12 protein-coding genes are annotated in these 18,302 nt (G+C 62.0%); 1 reads left to right on the forward strand and 11 read right to left on the reverse strand.

Features of this window, described 5'->3' with window-relative positions; translation table 11 throughout:
• Positions 1 to 87: 87 nt before the first annotated feature.
• The 6 genes from ACLMAL_RS26400 to ACLMAL_RS26425 all read right to left on the reverse strand — a co-directional run bounded on the left by ACLMAL_RS26400 (position 88) and on the right by ACLMAL_RS26425 (position 10,581).
• Positions 88 to 6,885 carry a hypothetical protein gene (locus ACLMAL_RS26400; RefSeq protein WP_412001542.1) on the reverse strand — a complete coding sequence of 2,266 codons (6,798 nt, stop codon included), beginning with the start codon at positions 6,883 to 6,885 and terminating at the stop codon, positions 88 to 90.
• 12 nt (positions 6,886 to 6,897) lie between these two features.
• The gene (locus tag ACLMAL_RS26405) at positions 6,898 to 7,221 is read right to left on the reverse strand and encodes a WXG100 family type VII secretion target (protein WP_412001543.1); all 324 of its coding nucleotides are present in this window, start codon (positions 7,219 to 7,221) and stop codon (positions 6,898 to 6,900) included.
• A gap of 81 nt (positions 7,222 to 7,302) precedes the next feature.
• A complete protein-coding gene (locus ACLMAL_RS26410) occupies positions 7,303 to 7,749 on the reverse strand; it encodes a YbaB/EbfC family nucleoid-associated protein (protein ID WP_412001544.1) in 447 nt (148 codons plus the stop codon).
• Positions 7,750 to 7,880: 131 nt separating this feature from the next.
• Positions 7,881 to 8,234 (reverse strand): hypothetical protein, encoded by a 354-nt coding sequence (locus ACLMAL_RS26415; protein WP_412001545.1) that lies wholly within the window; start codon positions 8,232 to 8,234, stop codon positions 7,881 to 7,883.
• A complete protein-coding gene (locus ACLMAL_RS26420) occupies positions 8,231 to 10,303 on the reverse strand; it encodes a hypothetical protein (protein ID WP_412001546.1) in 2,073 nt (690 codons plus the stop codon). Before ACLMAL_RS26420 ends, ACLMAL_RS26415 begins: the two co-directional genes overlap by 4 nt.
• Positions 10,300 to 10,581, reverse strand: coding sequence for a hypothetical protein (locus tag ACLMAL_RS26425; protein ID WP_412001547.1), 282 nt, complete (start codon positions 10,579 to 10,581; stop codon positions 10,300 to 10,302). The genes ACLMAL_RS26420 and ACLMAL_RS26425 overlap by 4 nt, the downstream gene beginning before the upstream one ends.
• 1,502 nt (positions 10,582 to 12,083) lie before the next feature.
• On the opposite strand from ACLMAL_RS26425, the gene ACLMAL_RS26430 reads away from it, so the two are divergent.
• The gene (locus ACLMAL_RS26430; protein WP_412001548.1) at positions 12,084 to 12,275 is read left to right on the forward strand and encodes a hypothetical protein; all 192 of its coding nucleotides are present in this window, start codon (positions 12,084 to 12,086) and stop codon (positions 12,273 to 12,275) included.
• An 871-nt stretch (positions 12,276 to 13,146) separates the two neighbouring features.
• On the opposite strand, the gene ACLMAL_RS26435 is transcribed toward ACLMAL_RS26430, so the two are convergent.
• From ACLMAL_RS26435 to ACLMAL_RS26455, 5 genes are all read right to left on the reverse strand, one after another.
• Positions 13,147 to 14,073, reverse strand: a complete 927-nt coding sequence (locus ACLMAL_RS26435; RefSeq protein ID WP_412001549.1) for a hypothetical protein — start codon at positions 14,071 to 14,073, stop codon at positions 13,147 to 13,149.
• The gene (locus ACLMAL_RS26440) at positions 14,070 to 15,026 is read right to left on the reverse strand and encodes a DNA-processing protein DprA (protein WP_412001550.1); all 957 of its coding nucleotides are present in this window, start codon (positions 15,024 to 15,026) and stop codon (positions 14,070 to 14,072) included. Before ACLMAL_RS26440 ends, ACLMAL_RS26435 begins: the two co-directional genes overlap by 4 nt.
• Before the next feature lie 336 nt (positions 15,027 to 15,362).
• On the reverse strand, positions 15,363 to 16,388 hold the full coding sequence (locus tag ACLMAL_RS26445) for a S1 family peptidase (RefSeq protein ID WP_412001551.1): 1,026 nt from the start codon (positions 16,386 to 16,388) through the stop codon (positions 15,363 to 15,365).
• 105 nt (positions 16,389 to 16,493) lie between these two features.
• Positions 16,494 to 17,165, reverse strand: a complete 672-nt coding sequence (locus tag ACLMAL_RS26450) for a ComF family protein (RefSeq protein WP_412001552.1) — start codon at positions 17,163 to 17,165, stop codon at positions 16,494 to 16,496.
• 101 nt (positions 17,166 to 17,266) lie between these two features.
• A complete protein-coding gene (locus ACLMAL_RS26455; protein ID WP_412001553.1) occupies positions 17,267 to 18,178 on the reverse strand; it encodes a DNA-processing protein DprA in 912 nt (303 codons plus the stop codon).
• Between the last annotated feature and the right edge of the window lie 124 nt (positions 18,179 to 18,302).

Raw genomic sequence — 18,302 nt, forward strand, 5'->3', positions numbered from 1 at the left:
ATTCACCTTATTCCTATCGCCGGACTTCGTTTGGTTCCGTTCTCGGCGGAACCGTCATCACGATGCGACTCTGCACATGCCCCCCGCTCAGGGACGCGCTCTGCCTAGTCGCTCCACGGCGCGAGCTTGTTCGCGTGCGCGTTCCTCGCGCACCATCTCTACGCGTCGTTGAGCCTCTTGTCGGTCGTCTTCGCGCTCGCGCGCACTCACGGACTCCGACGCTGTCCGGCCTTGGCTGGCGCTGACCAGTAGATCGACTTCGACCGTTTGGACGGGTGTCCCGCGCTCGATGGCCTTGATGACGTCCGCATTACGGCGCGCCATGGAGTCGTAGGGGACTCGCACGGGTGGTTGCCCAGGCGGCTCGTAGGTGAAAGTCCGCGATTGAGGATCGAAACCGGTTGGTTCGAGTTCGAGGCAGAGCGCGTACGTCCGGAGATCCATTGTTCGCACCTGCTCACGACTCAATTGCAAAACTTGGCTGTCGCCGACCGTGCGATTATGTTCTTGCCGAACTATTTCTCGTGCAAATTCTTCGCGTGCCAGCTCCAAGTTACGTGCCCGCACTGCCTCGATCGATTCGGTGACCTGCCGGGCATGGCCGGGGTCCAGCCCCAATCCATCGAGCGCGCGAGCTTCATTTTCTCGTTCAACCTTGATCGCGTCTTGCACAAGATCGTGGTTCGCCCGGACCATGGCCAGGTCTGGTTCCTTGCCTTGCGTGAAGGCCTTATCCATCTCGCGAACCTGCTCGAGTACATGGGCGATGAACCGTGAGCGCTCTTTCATCTGCGGATCCCGGTATTCCAAAACCCTGGCCTGCGCATCTTTGACTATCTCTCGGTTGGCAGCTTCGATATTTGCTATTACCGGTATATCTCGCGCTACGATATCCAGTTCCAGGATTTTCTCGATTACTGCAGAATCGGAGCCGAGGTCCAGACGCTGGACGAGCTCCAAGCTGCGCGCAAGTTCCAGTTCCTGCATCCGAATCAAACGCGCTTTCGCGGCCGCGACCAGCTGGCTTCTTTCCTCGAGTGATAGCCCTCTTTCTACTGCTTGATTGATGGTCTCCAACGACTCGCGCATCTGAAAATGTTGCATTGCCGCTAGGGAATCTGACATGCGGTTGTCACGCGCTAGTTCTGTAACTAGGTCGACAACCTCCCGTTCACGCGGAGACAAGCCCTCAAGTATGCGTGCGTTCCCGAGGGCATGTTCTCGAACCAGCTCGCGTTCCACTTCAACTACCAGCTGAGGCAGACGAACAGGAGGTCGTTCGATGCCACCAAGGATCAGCACAGGAACCGGCTCGCCATAACGTTCTTGGCTGTATTTGGTTACCGATACATTGCCGTTGATATCGACGTGAACTTTGTGGTTCTCGATTACCAGGGTGCCGTCTCGGTGCGCCTGAATTAATTCGTCCCGGGCTTTTACATACGCAATGCCCTCAGGGCTGTTCGGATCGAGACCGCGAGCCTTCATCTGTGCGGGGGTCTCGTTGAAAATGGTAATGAGATTCCGGTCGATAGCCAAGGTTCTCGACGTATGCTCAGGAGACATCTGCTGCGCGCGGCCATGTTCGGTATTTGCGGAACCGAGTTCGGAGCCGACGCCCTTGTGCTCGCCATTGATGAGCTTGGTTGGTGTTGCGTCGGTCTTGGGTACGAGCAAGAGCCTGTCGGCCATATCCCTGCCATCGGCAGCGCCCTCGAAAGGAGTTAGCTGCACCCCGTCCGGAAATATCTCTTTGTCGTGAAAATATGCGTCACCACCCAGGTCGCCCATCCCCTTCGAGGTGTTCACCATTTCAACGCCCTGGGCATTCCAAATCCTGGCGTTGTTCTCGAGATCCCTCACATCCGTCAACCGCTCCAGCTTTTCCGTTGGGCTGAGGTTCGGATGTTCGCGAATCTGTTTTTCCAGCTTTTCTATCACACCATTGCCGAGTTCGCTGTCCTTGAGTTGACGAACCTCTGATATTCCGAAATCCTTGAACTTCGGGATGAGCCTGGCGAGTTCTTGCGCAGCCGGATCGCGGGCGGCCTGCTGTTTCAGGCGCTCGGCGGACTCCAGCTGAATCTTTTTTGCAATCTCTTCGTCTTTTACCTTGTAGGACTCTTTGGGGCCTTCCGGGATTGCGGGAAAGACGATCTTCTTATCGTTTTCTAGGTCGGGATTTCTGGCAAACCCTTGTTCGTCGTGCCGATTATAGTTCTTGTCGCGGAAGACGCCCGGCGGATCACTGAAGTCGTGCAACCTGCCTTTTTCGCGATCGCGCCAGGAATTGAGAGGGTCTCCCGGCATACGCAGGCACCCATCGTCTCCGCGATACATGCCCGCCGGTGGCGTTAGATTGTCCCGCTCGGGTATTGCCGGGTCGGGGCGGTTGTTGGTTTCTCCTGGAATCTGGTACGGACTGTTGGGTTCGTGTCCGCCCGGCGGCTGCATTTCGCTGCCGCTTTGGCCTGGCACCGGACGTCGACCGTCAAGATGTGAGTCGGACTCGGCATGACTGCGGTCGTTTTCGTGGACTGGTCCGTCCCATGTGTAATCCTCGGGACTGGATGCAAGGCGTCCTCGCTCCCAATTGGCGACCTCGTTCGCGGCCCTGTGCGAGTCTGCATAGCTGGCACCAGGATTTTCCACCGAGTGCAGGTGTTCGACTAGTTCGTGCTCCAACAGGAGAAGATCAGAGTCGGTGAACCTACCGGACCGAAGTCGGATCCACGCCTCCGCAATATCTGGGTTGGCCTCGAAACGTGCATTGATGAGGCCGCCGTCGGTTGCACGCAGCGGATGCTCTTGGTGGAAAAGGTAATCCTTGACCGCTTCGACCATCGAGGGGGTATATCTCGATCCGTCAGGGCGGCGGGCACTTTCGAGGCTCGAGACGATCCGGCCCACATCGTCCGCGTTGCGGATGGCGTTATATGCGTCGACAGCCCACTGTTGTGCTCGGCGGAGGTCCGCCGCAGTCTCGCGGGCAGCATTCGAGAGATCCGCTCCGTCGTCTCCGTGGTGTTGGATGCGCGGATCCTGTTGTGGTCCGGGCTGATCCGGCATCGGTGCTCTGCCTTGATGCTGCGGATCATTTGGGGCGTGTGCGTGCGGACCGCGCTGCTGCGGTACGCGCGAATCCGGGTGCGGCGATGGTTGGTCCGCGGGACCGACATGCCGTGGGGGTGTCGGCTGGACCGGTGTGTAGGACTCGGGCGCTAGCGGGGGCGTCGGGCTATGAGGATGTTCGGTCGGTGGCGCCGCAGTGTGGGGATGCTCCTGCGGTATGGCCTGATGCGGGCCGCGTTCCGGTAGATGCTGGTGCGGTATCGACGGCGTGCGGGGCGCAGGCGCGACGGCCGATGAATGATCCGGCGACACAGACTGTCGCGGCTGCGCCAGGTCAGGCGTTGTCGGAGGATGCGATGTCGTCGACTCGTGCGTCGGTGCGTGAGCTGTCGGCGGCAGGGATTCCGGCGCCCGCGACGACCTCCACGGCTCGTGCGGCGCCAAAGGCTGGGACTCCGGGGCAGCATCGTGGGGGTGCAGTTGCTGCTGGGCGTCGAGCCAGTTGCGCACCTGGATGTCGTGTGGGCTCTCGCCCGGTGGGTGGGCGCGGGCAGCAGCGATTTCTTGCGAGGTGGGTTGGTAGCGGCCGATGTGAGGGTTGTATTCGCCGCCATAGAACGGGTCTATGGCGATGAGGCGGCCGTCGTCGAATCTCGCGACGTATTTGTGGACTGCTGGGTCGAAGCCCTGACGGTGCGGTGGCGGCTCCAGAGACGGGGCTCGAGTGGGTGTCGGCGCGTGCTCTGTTGCGAGAGGACCATTTTCGGAGTGCTCGGAGCGAGCATCGGGCCGCGTGTGAGACGGGTCGGCATCAGCTTCTGTCGCCGAATCCAGGCGCCGAGATGGGTTATTGACCGGTTCGAGGACCGGTGTCTCGCGGCGCTCGCCGCCGCCGTCGGCTAGGAGGCGATTACCCCGTTCTGGGGCCACGCTTTCTCGCGTTTGGCCCGGAGCATGATCTGTCCCGCCGCGGACCGGAAAATCACGTCCTCCGGTTGGTCCGTGCGGGCGGTGTTGTTCGTCGTGTCGATCGTCAGCACTCGATCGAGGTTGTCCCTCGTCTCCCCGAACCGGTATTCCACCTCGTTCGGGTCGGTCCTGATTCGGTTGTAGTAGATCAGTAACGCCATCGTGTCGTCCCCATAGTGTGTCGTAGCGTTCGCCGCTGCGCGGTGCCGCAACTTGTGCCCAGTTGTGGTCGACGTTGGCATGTGCGTGTGCCTCTTGATAGAGCGCCCCTGGGTTGTCGCGATAGTAGTTCGACTTCGCCAATTCATGCTCGAGCAGCACGATATCGGCAGGGTCCGGTCTACCGGATCGCAATCGTATCCATGCTTCGGCGATATCGGGGTCCGCGTCATAGCGTCGGTGTGCGACGCTTCCGTCGTAGTCCTGGATTGGATGTTCTTCGCGGAACAGGTGGTTCTTGATCTGCTGGACATCGTCGTGTGTGAAGTGCGCCCCGTTGTCACGCGGATGGTCGGCGAGAACACTGGCAATGTCGGCGATATCACGGTCGTCGCCTCGGAAATGGTCGTAGGCGTTATCGGCCCATTCGAACGCCGCGAAGTCGTCGCGTGGCCGGACCGCCCCACCCGAATAGGACACGCCCGGTTCGTCTGGTGTGGCGGCCTCACGCAGCGCGTGATCAGTCGAATCCGGGTGTGGCGAGTCGGAACGGCGCTCACCTGATGTCGAAGAACCTCCACGGATGTCACCACTCGAAGGCAGGTGCGCAACGACCTGCGGCGCGTGGTCGCCCGTGCCCCCTGTCGAGGTGCCGCGAACTCCTGGCTGAAGTGGGTGACGCTCTGTACCGTCGGGCCGGTCCGACGGATCGGCGGCTCGTCGATGTGGGCCACCATCGGGATCGTCGCCAGGTGCACGGTGGCTGCGGGGCTCTGTATTGCGGTCCGCGCCAGGTGTATTGAGATCGGCGGTGGGCGCACGGTTCGTAACAGATTCCGGGGAGCGGGGCGCGATGCGTTGTCCCGTGTCCGCGCTGGGCGAATGCTCCGATTTTGCGGTCTCCCGAGGCGGCGACGCGGTGTCACGTGGACCTGGCGGGTGGCTATCGGGTCCGCTGGCTGCTGGGGTCGGGTGTGGTGACCGGTCACCGGTCCCATTGGTGGGTGTGCGGTCAGTGGGCTGGTGCGTTCCAGAGTCGAGACGCGGTGTATTGCCGGTGGCTTCACGCGCTGGGGGTGTTGCCGTCGTCCGCTCCGGGGTGTCGACGCTGCCGGGTGAACGAGGGGTTTCGGTGGGGCGCTGCGCGGTCGTGCCGCGATCGGTAGGGGCAGGCGTCTCTGATCGGGGTGCGCCCTCTGGACGCTGGGGGATGTCTGTGGAGGTCCGAGCCGTATTTGCTGGCATGGGACGGTCGCCGCCGGGGATGGCCGCGTTGGACGCAGGTGTCGCTGGTCCTTGCACGTTTTGTCGGTCCGGCGTGGGTGTTGTAGTAGCCGCGGACGGTGCCTGACCTACAGGGGCGCGGTCGGGTGTCGATTGCCCTCCGGTGTTGCCAGCAGGCGGAGCAGATGAGTCAGAGGAATTGGAACGGGTATCGACGGAATGGCCGGTGCTTCCGGAATTGGGTTGGGGCGCAGTCGGATTGTCATGGCTGGCCGCCGAAGCGGAAGTCTGACCTGGGGTGTCCGGGACTCCTGTTGTGGTCGCGGCAGCCGACGAGGCGCTCGCCTCTGGGTGTGTTGTGCTGGACGAGGGCGCTGTGTCGGTGTGGGTTTGGTTCGCCGGTGTGGATGCGGGGGCTGTTGAGGGTTGTTCGCTGCCAGCTGTGATGGGGGATTCACGGGGGGACTCGATGTGGGTGCCGCCCGATGGTCCGGTCTCGGCATGCGTAGGGAGAACCTCATGTGGTTTGGCGCGACCGAATCCGGCACCTGCGCCGTCGGCAACGGTGCTGAAATCGATATCCCCTCCGGACGCTGCGGCAGCGGTGTTGCCGGCGATGTTGCCGGGGACTGCACCCACTGCGCGGGTCAGCACTCCGCTCAGCGAATTCGATCCGAGGTCGGTGCCTAACGTGCTGGCCAGACTCTCGCCCGACTTCGCCGCGATCGGCCCCGCCACCGCGCCAGCAACTGCCCCTGCGCCAGCGGACCTGCCAACTGAGCCCAAGTCGAGGCCCTCGCGATTACCTTCGGCGATCTGGACACCCTGGGCGGCCAGATCCGTCCCTGCGCCGAAAGCCGAGCCGAAAGCCGAGCCGCCGAGAGCTTGCGTACCAACTTTTACGGCCAGTTCCGACGCCGCATTCGCGCCCAACCGGCTGGCTGCTTCCAGACCGACCCGCTCGGCGAGAAACATCGCACCCTTGACAGCGAGCTTGTTGAGCAGCTCCTGCACGGTCTTTCGGATGAGGAGCTTGACGGCGGCAGCAGCAGCGACGTCGATCAGCTCACCGATACCGGGTACGAACGCTATCGCCACCATCGCGGCCAACGAGAAATAGATCGACAGCTTGGTGTATTCGATATCGGTGGCGCCGTGTTCGAGTTGTTGAGCGAAGCTGTCGCAGGCGTTGATGAGGGCCTGCAGATCGCTGCCGTCCCCGCCGGCGACATCCTGCCAGTACGTGGACATCGCATCGTGGATCTTGCCGTCGATGGCGGACAAGGCCGTGTTCATCGCTTGATCCGCGGGACGCTCCAGTTCCCGCAGGGCATTGGCCATATTCGACCAGTGTTCGGCTGTTCGGCGCATGGCGTCTTCGTCGCCCTCGGGCCAATGACCGATAAGGAAGTCCTCGAGCCATCCCAGAGGGCCCGGAAGCTGCGGGAACCACAGAGTCATGGATGTCTGTCCCTACAGCGGCGGGTACTGGTCGGCGTTATGTTGATCTTGGGTTTGGAGCCCGTTGGCGGCGGTGGTGATGTGATCACCGGTTGTCTTCAGCTTCTTCGCCAGGTTCGCCAGCGCGGCAAGGCATTCCCCGACGCTGCCCTGGCCGTCCCCTTGGGGATAGTTCTGCTCGAACTGCTGTCCTGGCTTGTCCTCACCCCAGCAGCGCCCCTCGGACTGAATACCCTGCCGAAGCTGCTCCAAGGCCGAATTCACATCATCACCCAGCTGCTCGAACTGCGGTGTTACTGCGCGCAGTCGGTCCGGATCAGCCCACAGCTCAGCCATGTTCGCACTCCCACATCAGGTTTCGGACAGTCTTCGACTTCGACGCTGCGGCAGCGCCTTTGGTTCCACGATCTTTTCAGCTCAACGTGATTGCTCGTGTGCTGTGAGAGTTGCGCGGGACAGCATCGCCTGTAAATCCCGCAAACTCGTTGCGCCCGGCACCATTTCGTTGAGATCTGCCATCCCGTCGATGACCGACGTGATGGGCGCCAGCACCGCCGCACGGGCCGTGGCCGCCGCCTCGACTGCACCACGGATGGCGGTATTGAGGTCTCGTGTCAATTGCTGCGGTGTGCTTCGACGGTAGGCGTCATCGGCGATGGCTATCTCCGTCACCACCCCGGACGCATTCACAGTCACCCGCGCGAGGTTGTTCGGTGTCGTCGCATGCACCTTCATCGCGGCCAGCTTGTGCTGGATCTCGCCCAATTCATCGATCTCACGGTCGAACTCGTTCTGGATCGCATCCAATGCCGAGCGCAGCCCAGCGTTGGCCGACCGAATCTGGTCCCGCTGGCTCAGCTCCACTGCTGCCCCTATCTCTCGTTTGAACCAAGATGAACACACTTGGAGGTTCCGGCCAGATCAACTCGCAACTTCATCTCCCGAAACCACACACCTTGTCGCACAGTTGAAGACCGCCGCCCACTTAGAGATCGCTAGGAGACTAGCCAGGTCTTCGGTGGGCCATAGCCTTCCTCATCCTCATCGGTCCAATCAGTCGGCAGCACGTAGTTGTCCCTGCTGTTCTTGTGACCGGTCGCGGCGCTAGCCCGGTCTGCGGCTTCGCGTAACAGTCGATCGCGCTCGGCACGGGCCTCGTCAGCCGCTCTTTCTTCCGGGGTCTCCTGGTGCTGTTGTTCGCGCGTGATCAGCTCTTGTCTGACGTCGTCGAAGGCTTCGGCACCGCCGCGAGCTGTCCGGGCGTCAGCGTCTAGAAAACGGTTGAGAACAGTGCGCGAAGCTGTCGTGTATTCGGCGATGATTCGGTCCATCTCGGCCGAGTAGTTCATCGCGTACCGCCCATCTCGATCTCGATCCTCACGCCGTCGTCTCGTGGGGCGGGCGCGGTCACAGGCTCGGGTAGCGACGCCGGGACGGTAGGCGCTTCACTATCCGAAGCCACTACCTGCGGTCCACTGTCCAATGGCCCGGCCGTTGCCAACACGGGAGCCAGGGGCGGTGCGCCGTCAGGCCCGAGGGGGGCTTCGAGCACCCCGCCGAAACCCGAAGAGGTGTTCCACATCGGTTGTGGTCGCACTATTCCGGTGGAGCTGCGTTCGCCGCCTGCTGCGTTCTTGCCTCCGGCCCCGCTACTTCCAGGCATCCCGCTTGTCGTCGAACCTGCGGCTGCCGGCGGCCCAGTGAAGGATGAGCCGGGCATGGGATCCGTCGCCGTGTTGTACAGTGTCCGCTCCACTGGCGTTACCGACTGGGCTACAGGCACAGACAGTCCTGCCGTCGGCGCCTCCACCCGCGCTGTTGCTCCGCTATCTGGTGAGGCTCCGACAGCGGGGGCTCCGGGTTCGTGGGATGCGGGGGCTGTCGTGGGCGTTGTCGTCGATTCTCCGACCGGAGTAAAGAACGGCACGCCGTCCTTGATCCCCATCGAGTACTGCTGCGACTTGCCGTCTGGACCGGTGATCGTCGCGGTGACGGTACCGTCCGGCGCCTGTGTCACTGCCATACTTTGGCCGGCAACAGTGAAGTTCGCCAGCGTCTTCGGTGCGGACGGATCGCTCGTGCCGGCAGGCGCTGGTCCTCTACCGGTCGGGGTGCCGCCGAGGCCGGTCAGTCCTTGTTGGACGGCGGTCCCGAGCTGGCTGAGACCCTGCTGCATTGTCTGTCCGGCCTGGCTGGCAAGGCTCGTCAACGTCGTCTGCAGCGGATTCGTTTGCGGTGTGGTTGGGGTGGCCGATGTAGGGGTTTGTGATGTCGGTTGGGTCGCCATCTGCGGTGTGGTCGAGTTGGCCCCCGCGGTCTGCACGCCTGTGCTCGGCGCGCCGGTCTGCGACGTCGGAGATGGGGGTGTCGTCTGCTGTTCCTGCGGCTTGGGAAACGGCTTGGGATCGTGGTTGTCCAGCAGGTCCATCACCGGCTGATAGGCGCGGCGAATGTAGTGGTCCGCCAGCGCGCACTGATGGACGAAAGCTTTGAAAGCCTCTCGCACTGCCGGGCCGAAATGACCGGTGAGCCATTGTTTGCACGCATCCCGGATCTTCTGGGAGCCCTCGCTGGTGCCGGCACCGACGTTGGTCATGTGAAACTGGTCGGCTGCCTTTTGGTTCGTCTCGCCGTAAAGGTAGCCCCAGGTGGTGCTTTCCGACGCCACGGAAATGATCGTGCTCACAGGGTCTTCGCTACCCCCGAGTCGCATGGCGTGTCCGGCGACCGGACATTGGGAGCTGTCGAACGCGGCAACGAAATCCGCCTTGTCCCTCACGATCTGCAGTAGTACGTCCGGCAGCCCATTCATAGCTGCCGCAACCGCTTGCAAGTACTGGCTCTGCTGATCGGCATGCGCATGCAATCCGGCCAAATAGTCCTGAGCGGCTCCGCCGGCGTTTCCCTGCCATGCCTCAGGCACCGCATCCTTCACACCGGCCAGGTCGGTCGTGATATCTGTTGCGCTGGGGTGAGAATCAGTCCCTGAGGAGGCACCGTTGAGCGCTGTAGCCAGACTACGCAGGCTATCGAGCTTCATGCTGCGTTGTTGGTCGTAGTACGTCCCCTCGAGGCGGCGCATCTCGTCGTTTGGATCCTTGATGGTGTCGATACGCTCACCGCCGACTGCCACACCGTCGACAGTCAGCGGCTCGACGACGATGCTGTCGAACCCTGGCAGCTTCAATACATCCCACACACGGTGGTAACGAACGAGCGCCAACCGGAACCACTCGAGCCCGGGAGCAGCCTGATCCAGCAGTTTGTTGACATCGGAATCAGTGAGTTTCGGCTTGTCGTTCCAGATCGCCTTATCGAAGACGCTGTTGCCGTCTTCCTTGAGGAAACGCGCAAGGTCCTGCTGCGCCTTGTCGAGGTTGGCTTGATACTGCCGCTCATACTGTTGGGGATTGGTCATGCCGATCCCAACTCGCCCTCGGCTGCGGCAGTCTGGGCGTGATTCTCCTGATCGGTGGTCACTGTCATGGTCACTGCCTGCCGCAGAACCTCCACCGTAGCGCCGGAAGCCTCGGACCATGACTGCAGCATCATGACGATCCCCTCGACTCCTGTCGCGAGTTTCTTCCCCTGCTCCAGGTAGTCCTGCCCGGCATGGGCTGCCTCGAAACCAGCACCCGCGATCCGTGTCGCGTGCCCCTGGGTGGCATCAACCGCCGGTTCAATCGTGCTTGCCATACTATGCACCGACTCCGTGACGAAAAGCATTGCCCCTCCTCATCTTCCGATGTCACCCACAGAACGCCAACCCATCGAACCGGCCAGCTACATGATCATGACACAACCGAAAGGAACGCCTAGATTTGAAAGACGTTGCTTTGCAAGGTCTTTACCTGCCTAAGGCAGCACTGCTAGATTCCGTGTGCGAGATCACCTGCCGTCACTGGGGAATGCATGCCTCGGGCGTTGAGCCGCACCACGTCTCAGCGAGCGGGCCGCGCTGAAAGCGCTTGTATCTGTCGACCCGATCGCTGGACCCCAACGGGTGCGGTCGGGCACGATGGGTGATGCGATCGAAACCGGCGTTGAACGCCTTCGCGATCGATGGCCATCACCCCGACCGGACACTAGCCAACACCGAGACCGGATCCATCGTTAATCCGAAACTCCCTGCGGCAGATGAACGTCGGCCTATATCGACGTGCCACATGGTGTCGGCGCCACCGAACTTGAGGTTGCTGCCGACGATCCGATCGACACCGATCCGGCATCAGAACCGGGTCCGAGTGAATGCCCGAGCCGCGGCCGAGGCTAGTGATGCCCGCGACGGCAACGCCGACCATACGCTCAGGCTGGATCTCCCGGTGCTGACGGCGCAGGTAGGCCGTCCATCAGTTGGCCCGGTGTCGTCTGCAGACCTGTCGCGAACCTCATGATGTTTTCCACCCGCGGACTGCGCCGACCACGCTCGACCTGGCCGAGATAGGTCCAGTGAAGCCGCATTCGCGAGCAGCGGCTTCCTGGCGATGCCAAGCGGATTCTGTCGGCTACGGCCTACGTCGGCTCGGTCGGTGGATCGCCCTCCCGGACATGGGCCGCTCGCCACATTCCGTGTGCGATCCAGGGCTCAGTCCGGCGCTGTGGGTCGCCTCGCCCACGACCGTGGTGAGCATGTCGGATGCTCTGTGGGACATTCCCAATGACCTGCGTTCCGTCCAGTAGTCCAGTCCGAAGCGGGCCGCCGACGCATGGCTGCTTCGCGCCCAGGACCGCATAGTGTCGATGATCGTCGGCGTCGAGGTCGGACACCGGCTTCTACGGGAGCCCGAGGGGTGGCGGGCGGGGTGCCGAAGCCGAAGTTCCGACCGGCGACCGAGGCCGATGGACACCTCGCCCGCGCGGAGTCCATCGGCTGATTTCGCCAGCGTATAAGGCATTTCCCATCTGCATTGCCCACGCCGCAATTTAAAACCACACGGTCCGCTTTCGTGAAAAGCGAATTCAAAGCGAATTTGAATCGGTTCCACATGTGACACATGTGCGACTTTGCGCGACACGAATGGAGGTCGAAGCGATCGGCGTGCTGCGTATGAGTAATATGTTCGATATCCGGCCGAGCCCCGTGTTCGACCCGACCTACTGTGCCGCCCCCCTTCTGCAAAGGGGGGCCTCAGCTTGTCGCCTGAAAGTTGGGCGACCAGTCCCGCTGCTTCAGCGGGGTCTCAGTAGGAAGGGTGAATATGGAAGAAGGAACGGAAGAGCCGCCGAGTAATCGAGGCTCCGCCAAGCACTGGTGCACGGTCATCGTGGCTGTGCTGGATTTGTCGACTGTGGTTCTGCAGATTGCGGGACAGAGCGACACCAGCCCGGTAGCGATGGCGACCGGACTGGTGTCGGTGTACCTGCACGTGATCACTGGCTTGGACGGCTAGATCACGGCAGTTGGTCGGGCCTGCGGCCGCCGCTCACGCGGCGGCCGTGGGCCCTTTCCTTTGGCGGCGAGACTCACATCTAAGAGATGCGTGCGCACCACCACGTACCTCGTCTTGCACGAAGCACGGTACCAGTCTAAGACTTCTCAATCCGGAAGACTCACTGCGGTCTAATTTTTGTTCTTTCGCACGAGTCGTGTGATTGGGCCATCTTTCAGTCGTTCGTGGATGGCGAATCAGTCTACATTTTGAGTCTTATGACTCACGGACATCCGCATCTCTACAATCTTTCACGAGCCAGCTGGTTGACGTAAGACATGTGGAGACATCTTTTCCATCAGTTCACGTCAGTTGTGAACAACTATTGTTGTGAACTTTCGCATCAGTCGTCATGTGCGACACTTGTGAAATCTCCACACCAGTCGTTGCCGACTGTTGTTGTGAGCTTTCCATCGACCTGATGTTCGCGCCGGCAGGGTGGACACCTTGTCGACGAAGAAATCGGCATCTACCAGCGTCGATAACCTCTCGACCGTGTCGAGACCCCTCCGCTCGCGGCTCTTCAGTCTGCGGGCCTCGGCGACGTGATGAACACCGGAAACGCATGACGATAGCTGGACGAGATCGAGGTCAGACCAACGCGCCAACGCTGGGGCACCTGAGCTCGATGACGTCCCTGAGGTGGATCGGACTCTGAACCAGCGGGTTCCGGGTTCGAGTCTCGCGGCATTAGGGCCTATGACCTTGTTTCCGAGGCCGTTCGGACACTGTCTTTGCGATGCGCCCTAGGGGATTTGGGTGCTCTTGTCGCCTTCTCTTGCGTGGATAGGCCCGCGAGCACACAGCTCCTGCTGACACACGACCCCCTGTACTAGTGGTTGGGGTGCGAGGAGGTGAATTGGGCTGACGTGCGGCACGGGTGCCCGGTGACGGGGCATCGCAGCACGTCGAATCCGTCGTGGAGGGTGCTGATCAGCTTCTTATGGTCGCCCCAGTCCCAGCGCAGCCACCGGGCGACACACAGGAGGGTAACCGTAGCTGCGCCAGCGCGTTTGGCTGCGACCGCGGCTCCTTGCGCACTGGCCCCTGTTGTCCATGTGTCATCGACAATCAGCACGTTCCGACCGTCGACGCATGCACGCCAGCGTTGGTCGATCTCGTACCGGTCGCTGGTCATCTCATGTTTGTTGTTACTGCCGCGACCGGGGGTCAGCAGGAATTTCTGCAGGTTTGGTGCCGGTGCGAAAGTCGGTAATGCGGCGTTGGCCAGTGCTGCGACCGGGTGGGTTCCATCGGGACGTTCCTTGGACGGAACGAAGGTTAGCGAATCCCATTGTGTACCGAGCCAACTCTGCAGGCACAGACGATGCATGTCCGTCATCACCGAGATCATCAGCTTCAGGTCTTGGGCGCAGCGCGGGACCGCGGGGGTTCCGCGGTATCCCTTGTAGGTCAGCATGTGGTGCGCTGACTGGTGGCGTCCGCCTTCCCGGTTGCCGATTGCATACGTCAGCAGGATCGTTCGGTCGGCTAGCATGTCGCCGTGGGTCTCGCGTGCGGTCTGGCACAGTCCGCACAGGTCCTGTTCGGCGGGCCCGCGGCACACACTGCAAATGTCGGGAGTGCCCGGTGCGTAGGCGTTTCCGAAGAACCCGCCGACTCTGTCGCGCACCAGTCCTCGGAACAACAGTGCGTGCTGCGTCGTGTTGTGAACACCTTCGGCGTTCGCGCGGTGGGTCTCTCGTCTGAGAATGTCGGCAAGCTGGTCGATCAACAGATCAGGTGCAGAGTCGGTCACCGAATTCCCAAGAGCTTGGTCAGTGTTATGCGCTCATCGTTGAGGCGTACCGCGTGCTCGACGGCGTCATTCGCGGACTCGGCGACGTAGACGCCAGGCTGGTTCTGCAGCGCACGCCCCCAAGTGGTTGCTTGTACGACACGGGCGTTCAGGATTACGGGCCGACCGTGTGCGACGGCTTCTCTGGCTTGAATTCTGGTGCCGCTCTTCTCGCCCGCTTCGACGACTACCGTGGCGATCCCGTACGCACTCATCGTGATGTTGCGGGCGGGGAAAGACCATCGTGAGGGTCCATATTCGGGTAGGAAGTGGGTCATTAGCATGCCGTGCTCGGCGATCTCGGCCTGTAGTCCACGATTCTCGCGAGGATAGACGTGGTCAAGACCGTTACCCAAGACGGCGACGGTCCTCCCACCTGCGTGCAATGCAGCTTGATGGGCTGCGGTGTCGATTCCCCGCGCCAGGCCAGCGATCACACTCACGTTGTGTGATACCAGTTCTCGCGCCACGGTGCGAGCGAACTGCAATGCGTCGTCGGAGGCATCGCGAGACCCGACAACACACACACCGGCGTCGTCGTCGAGGAGCTGGCCGTGGGTGAACACCGCGGGGGGCATTTGCCGCACTGAACGCAGCTGGGCTGGATAGGTGTCATCCATGAACGTGTGAAGTCGGAATGGTGCATGTTTCCAGGCGGCAACATCCTTGACTGCCTGATCGAGCACCACGGATTCGTCGCTTGCGCCGAACAGATCGCTGGGGTGCTGATCTTCCCAGAGTCGCCGGGCACTGCCGCAGTGGTTGCTGATCTGCTCGGTCAACCTTGACCACTCAGTGTGCTTGGGTGTCAGCCGCATCAACGCCACCAGCGCGGCCCGATCGCGATCATCCCAGGTCAGCGTGGGATCTTCCGAGGTATCCCCCCAGCTGGGGTAAGAGTGCGTGTGTGTCACCTGCCCTCCTAAGCACGTGGGTATTCGAATATTTATTCGAATTCTTGCACGGGGTACCGACAGGTTTTCCTGTATTCCTGTACGTGCGGACTCCTGTATTCCTGTAACCCGCCGGTTGACGGTAGCGTAGCCCTGTCATCGGGAGGGTGTGCGGTCATCGCGATGGCGGTGACCGTGTGTCTCAGCCTGTCGGTTCGCCCAGTGCGAAGCGACTCGTACATCCACTGCCGCGCTTGTCGCTGCGCGGTTGTCGACGGCCGAGGAGAAGTGTTGGCGCGCAGGACTATTGGTATTCGGTGTGGCCTTCTGGGATCATTCGGCTAGGTCCGATCGCCCTCAAACCGGTTGTCGTGAACACCGCGACTGCAGCCTGGGCTGCGTGCAGCAGTGCAGTCGCCGATGTGTCGTTCGCGATGCACAGTTCGAGTCTGGTTCCGAGGGCGTGCGTGGTGCGGACCGGGTCGTAAGTGGCGAGTTCGCTCGCGCAGCGGTCAGCGCGCTGTCCTGCGTGGCGTTGTCCTTGTGGTGATGGATGGTGATCGCTTGTGTGTTGCCGTCATCGAAGATCTCGACCGAGGCAGAGACCAGGCGAGTCGGGCCGATCAGGTGGACGGTGTCGGTGTGGACGAGTTCGGCGATTTCGGGCAGTTCTTTCACTTGGCAGGTGGGCAGCATTCTGTGCCTAGCCAGGCATTCGTAGACGGGTTCGACTGCCAGCACGCTCAGATATCCGAGTTCCTCGCTGCTGCTGTTGGCCACCAGGCTGCGAGTGACCACGCCGAGAAGGGAGCCGTCGGACAGGATCGCCGGCCCGCCACTGAAGCCGCCGCGGGGCATAGTTGAGAGAACAAAATGCACATGTGCAGAGTCCCGCAGATCGATCACTGCATTGACTTCGGCGCGGGCGGCGACCAGCACCGGGTACCGCGTCATCGGGATGGGCGGGAAGCCCAGCACGATTGCGTCGTTGAGGACGAAGTCGTGGAGACCGATAAAGTCGTCGAGGTGCCCGCCGAGCGCAATCCACGGCAGGGGCCTATCGATGACCTGGCCTTGGACGCCGAGGAGGTCGGCGCGGAATACAGCGAGGTCGACATCTGGGTTGTCGGGGAAGTGCGGGCCGCGTGTGATTCGTAGCCGGTCGACGTCGTTGTCGTTCCACGACCGTGATGGCAGCCGCTCCGGCTTGCCGACCTCGACGATCCGATTGCCCTCCACGACGTGGCGCGCGGTCACGAACACGCCCTCCCCGACGTGGAACGCTGATCCCATTCCCTCAGTGCCGTCGGGGTATTCCACCCAGACGTAGGCCATCGTTTCCCAGTACTGGTCGAAGAGTTCTCTGGCTGTGCTGGTGTGCATCAGTGTCCTAGGTCGGGTACACGCCGATTCCGCAGATCCCGCACGCCGCCCGGATGAGGCGGTCGACGAGTCCACAGGATCGAGCCGGCTCGGCACAGGGTGGATTCAGGGGCATATCCCGCTGGTGACTGGACACCGAGACGGCTCGTAGTCGTCGGTGAGGTGCGTCGAAATGAACGACTTGGTGGGCGTATGGCTGGTGTTGAGCCATCGGCCGATGGTCAAGATGCTGACTTTCGCGGCACCTGCCGCGCGCAAGGTCAGCGCTGCCGATTGGGCGCGGGACCCGGTGACCCAGGTGTCATCGAGGACGAGCACATGCCGTCCGCGTACCAAGCCAGGCTGGTTGATGGTGAACAGGGCGTCGTCGATCGGACGGTCGTCGTGCACAGAGGTGGCTGCCGACAGCCGGACCGACGGGTCGAGCGCGTTCATTCCGGTGGCCAATTCATCGAACGGGTGGGTTCCGGTGCGCTTGCGCAGCGACGGCACGGTGACCCGCAGCGCGACCGGGCAGCCTACGATCTTCCCGATGCAGGGCTCATGAAGAACGATGCCCAGGAACAAGATTCGGCTGATGACGGTCTGCAACCGCCGTCGCACCGCTGGCATCGGATCGTCCTTGTAGTGGCGCAGCATGTTGCCCGACTGCTGGGAATTGATGCCATAGGCCAGGCAGGCCACGAGGTCGGCGATGCCGGCGGTCGATATTGCGTGCTGACAGCGGTAGCAGCGGTTGTAGCCGTCAACGGGGCCCCGGCAGACCGAACAGGTCACGGTCGGGATGTGAAGAGTGTTGTGCAAGTACCCCCCGGCGGAACTGATCAGCTCTGTACGTGTGCGATTGACGAGTTCAACGCGACTTGCGGACGTCATGGCTATCTAAGGTCCCTCAAGCTCGGTGCCATCGTTGAGGTGTTGACGGGCATATCGAGGATGTCGTCGATGATGCCGAGCACTTCGGTGACACTGCCTGCCTCGTACACGCCAGGTCGGCCGAGCAGGGACTTCCCCCAATCAGTTTTCTGCACTACGAGATCACTCAGGACAACCGGTCGGCCGTGCTCGACCGCCACTCGTGCCTGTATGCGGGCACCGCTTATCTCCGACGCCTCGACCACGACCGATGCCCTGCCCAGGCCAGACATGGTGGCATTGCGCATCGGAAAGGTCTGCTTGTTTGGTGGCGCGTCGGGCCAGAACTGCGACACCAGCGCACCCGATTCCGCCACCTGCACGTGTAACTGCTTGTTCTGGGCGGGATAGGTACGGTTAATCCCTGTGCCGATCACACCGATAGGACGACCTCCGTGGTCGATTGCAGCCTGGTGAGCGGCAGTGTCGATGCCTGCGGCTAACCCTGACAGAACCGCGATCCCCCGGTCGGCCAGCCCGTGTGCGACGCGGCTTGCGATATCTAGCCCGCGCGGCGAAGCCTGTCGAGAACCGACCACCGACACCCCGATCTGCGCAGGATCGAGGCTGCCCCGGACGAACAGGACTGGAGGCAGTTGGTGGATCTCTCGTAGCGCCAACGGATAGTCGGCGTCGAGGACGGTGACGAGTGTGAAGTCGGCGTCGGACCACTCGGCGAGCTGCTTCACAGCGGCGGCGATGTGGCCGTCAGGGTCTGAGTGGGCCTCGTGGCCGCGAGGATAGTGTTCGTCCCACAGGGCCGTAGCCGATCGTCGCAGCGCCACATCCGAAGCGATCTCGGGCCATCGCATCTTGGCCGGGCGGGCGTTGAGCAGCGCGAGCAGAACCGCTGTTTCAATGTCGGTGTGCGCCACGACGGTCAGCATAAGGTTCTGCGTCGCGGTCTGAGGGGCTCTTGCCGGTGTCGGACGAAATATGTTGCTACACAGAAAACTTCGCCTCGATCAGCTCCAGTAGCAGTGGTGGTGTAACCCGAGG

The organism is Nocardia sp. CWNU-33, from assembly GCF_046764895.1.
Lineage (GTDB): Bacteria > Actinomycetota > Actinomycetes > Mycobacteriales > Mycobacteriaceae > Nocardia.

Excerpts from the sequence above, each read along its gene's own strand:
- ACLMAL_RS26405 (WP_412001543.1), bottom strand. The coding sequence starts at position 7,221 with ATGGCTGAGCTGTGGGCTGATCCGGACCGACTGCGCGCAGTAACACCG.
- ACLMAL_RS26445 (WP_412001551.1), bottom strand. The coding sequence starts at position 16,388 with ATGCACACCAGCACAGCCAGAGAACTCTTCGACCAGTACTGGGAAACG.
- ACLMAL_RS26425 (WP_412001547.1), bottom strand. The coding sequence starts at position 10,581 with ATGGCAAGCACGATTGAACCGGCGGTTGATGCCACCCAGGGGCACGCG.
- ACLMAL_RS26430 (WP_412001548.1), top strand. The coding sequence starts at position 12,084 with ATGGAAGAAGGAACGGAAGAGCCGCCGAGTAATCGAGGCTCCGCCAAG.
- ACLMAL_RS26420 (WP_412001546.1), bottom strand. The coding sequence starts at position 10,303 with ATGACCAATCCCCAACAGTATGAGCGGCAGTATCAAGCCAACCTCGAC.
- ACLMAL_RS26415 (WP_412001545.1), bottom strand. The coding sequence starts at position 8,234 with ATGAACTACTCGGCCGAGATGGACCGAATCATCGCCGAATACACGACA.
- ACLMAL_RS26400 (WP_412001542.1), bottom strand. The coding sequence starts at position 6,885 with ATGACTCTGTGGTTCCCGCAGCTTCCGGGCCCTCTGGGATGGCTCGAG.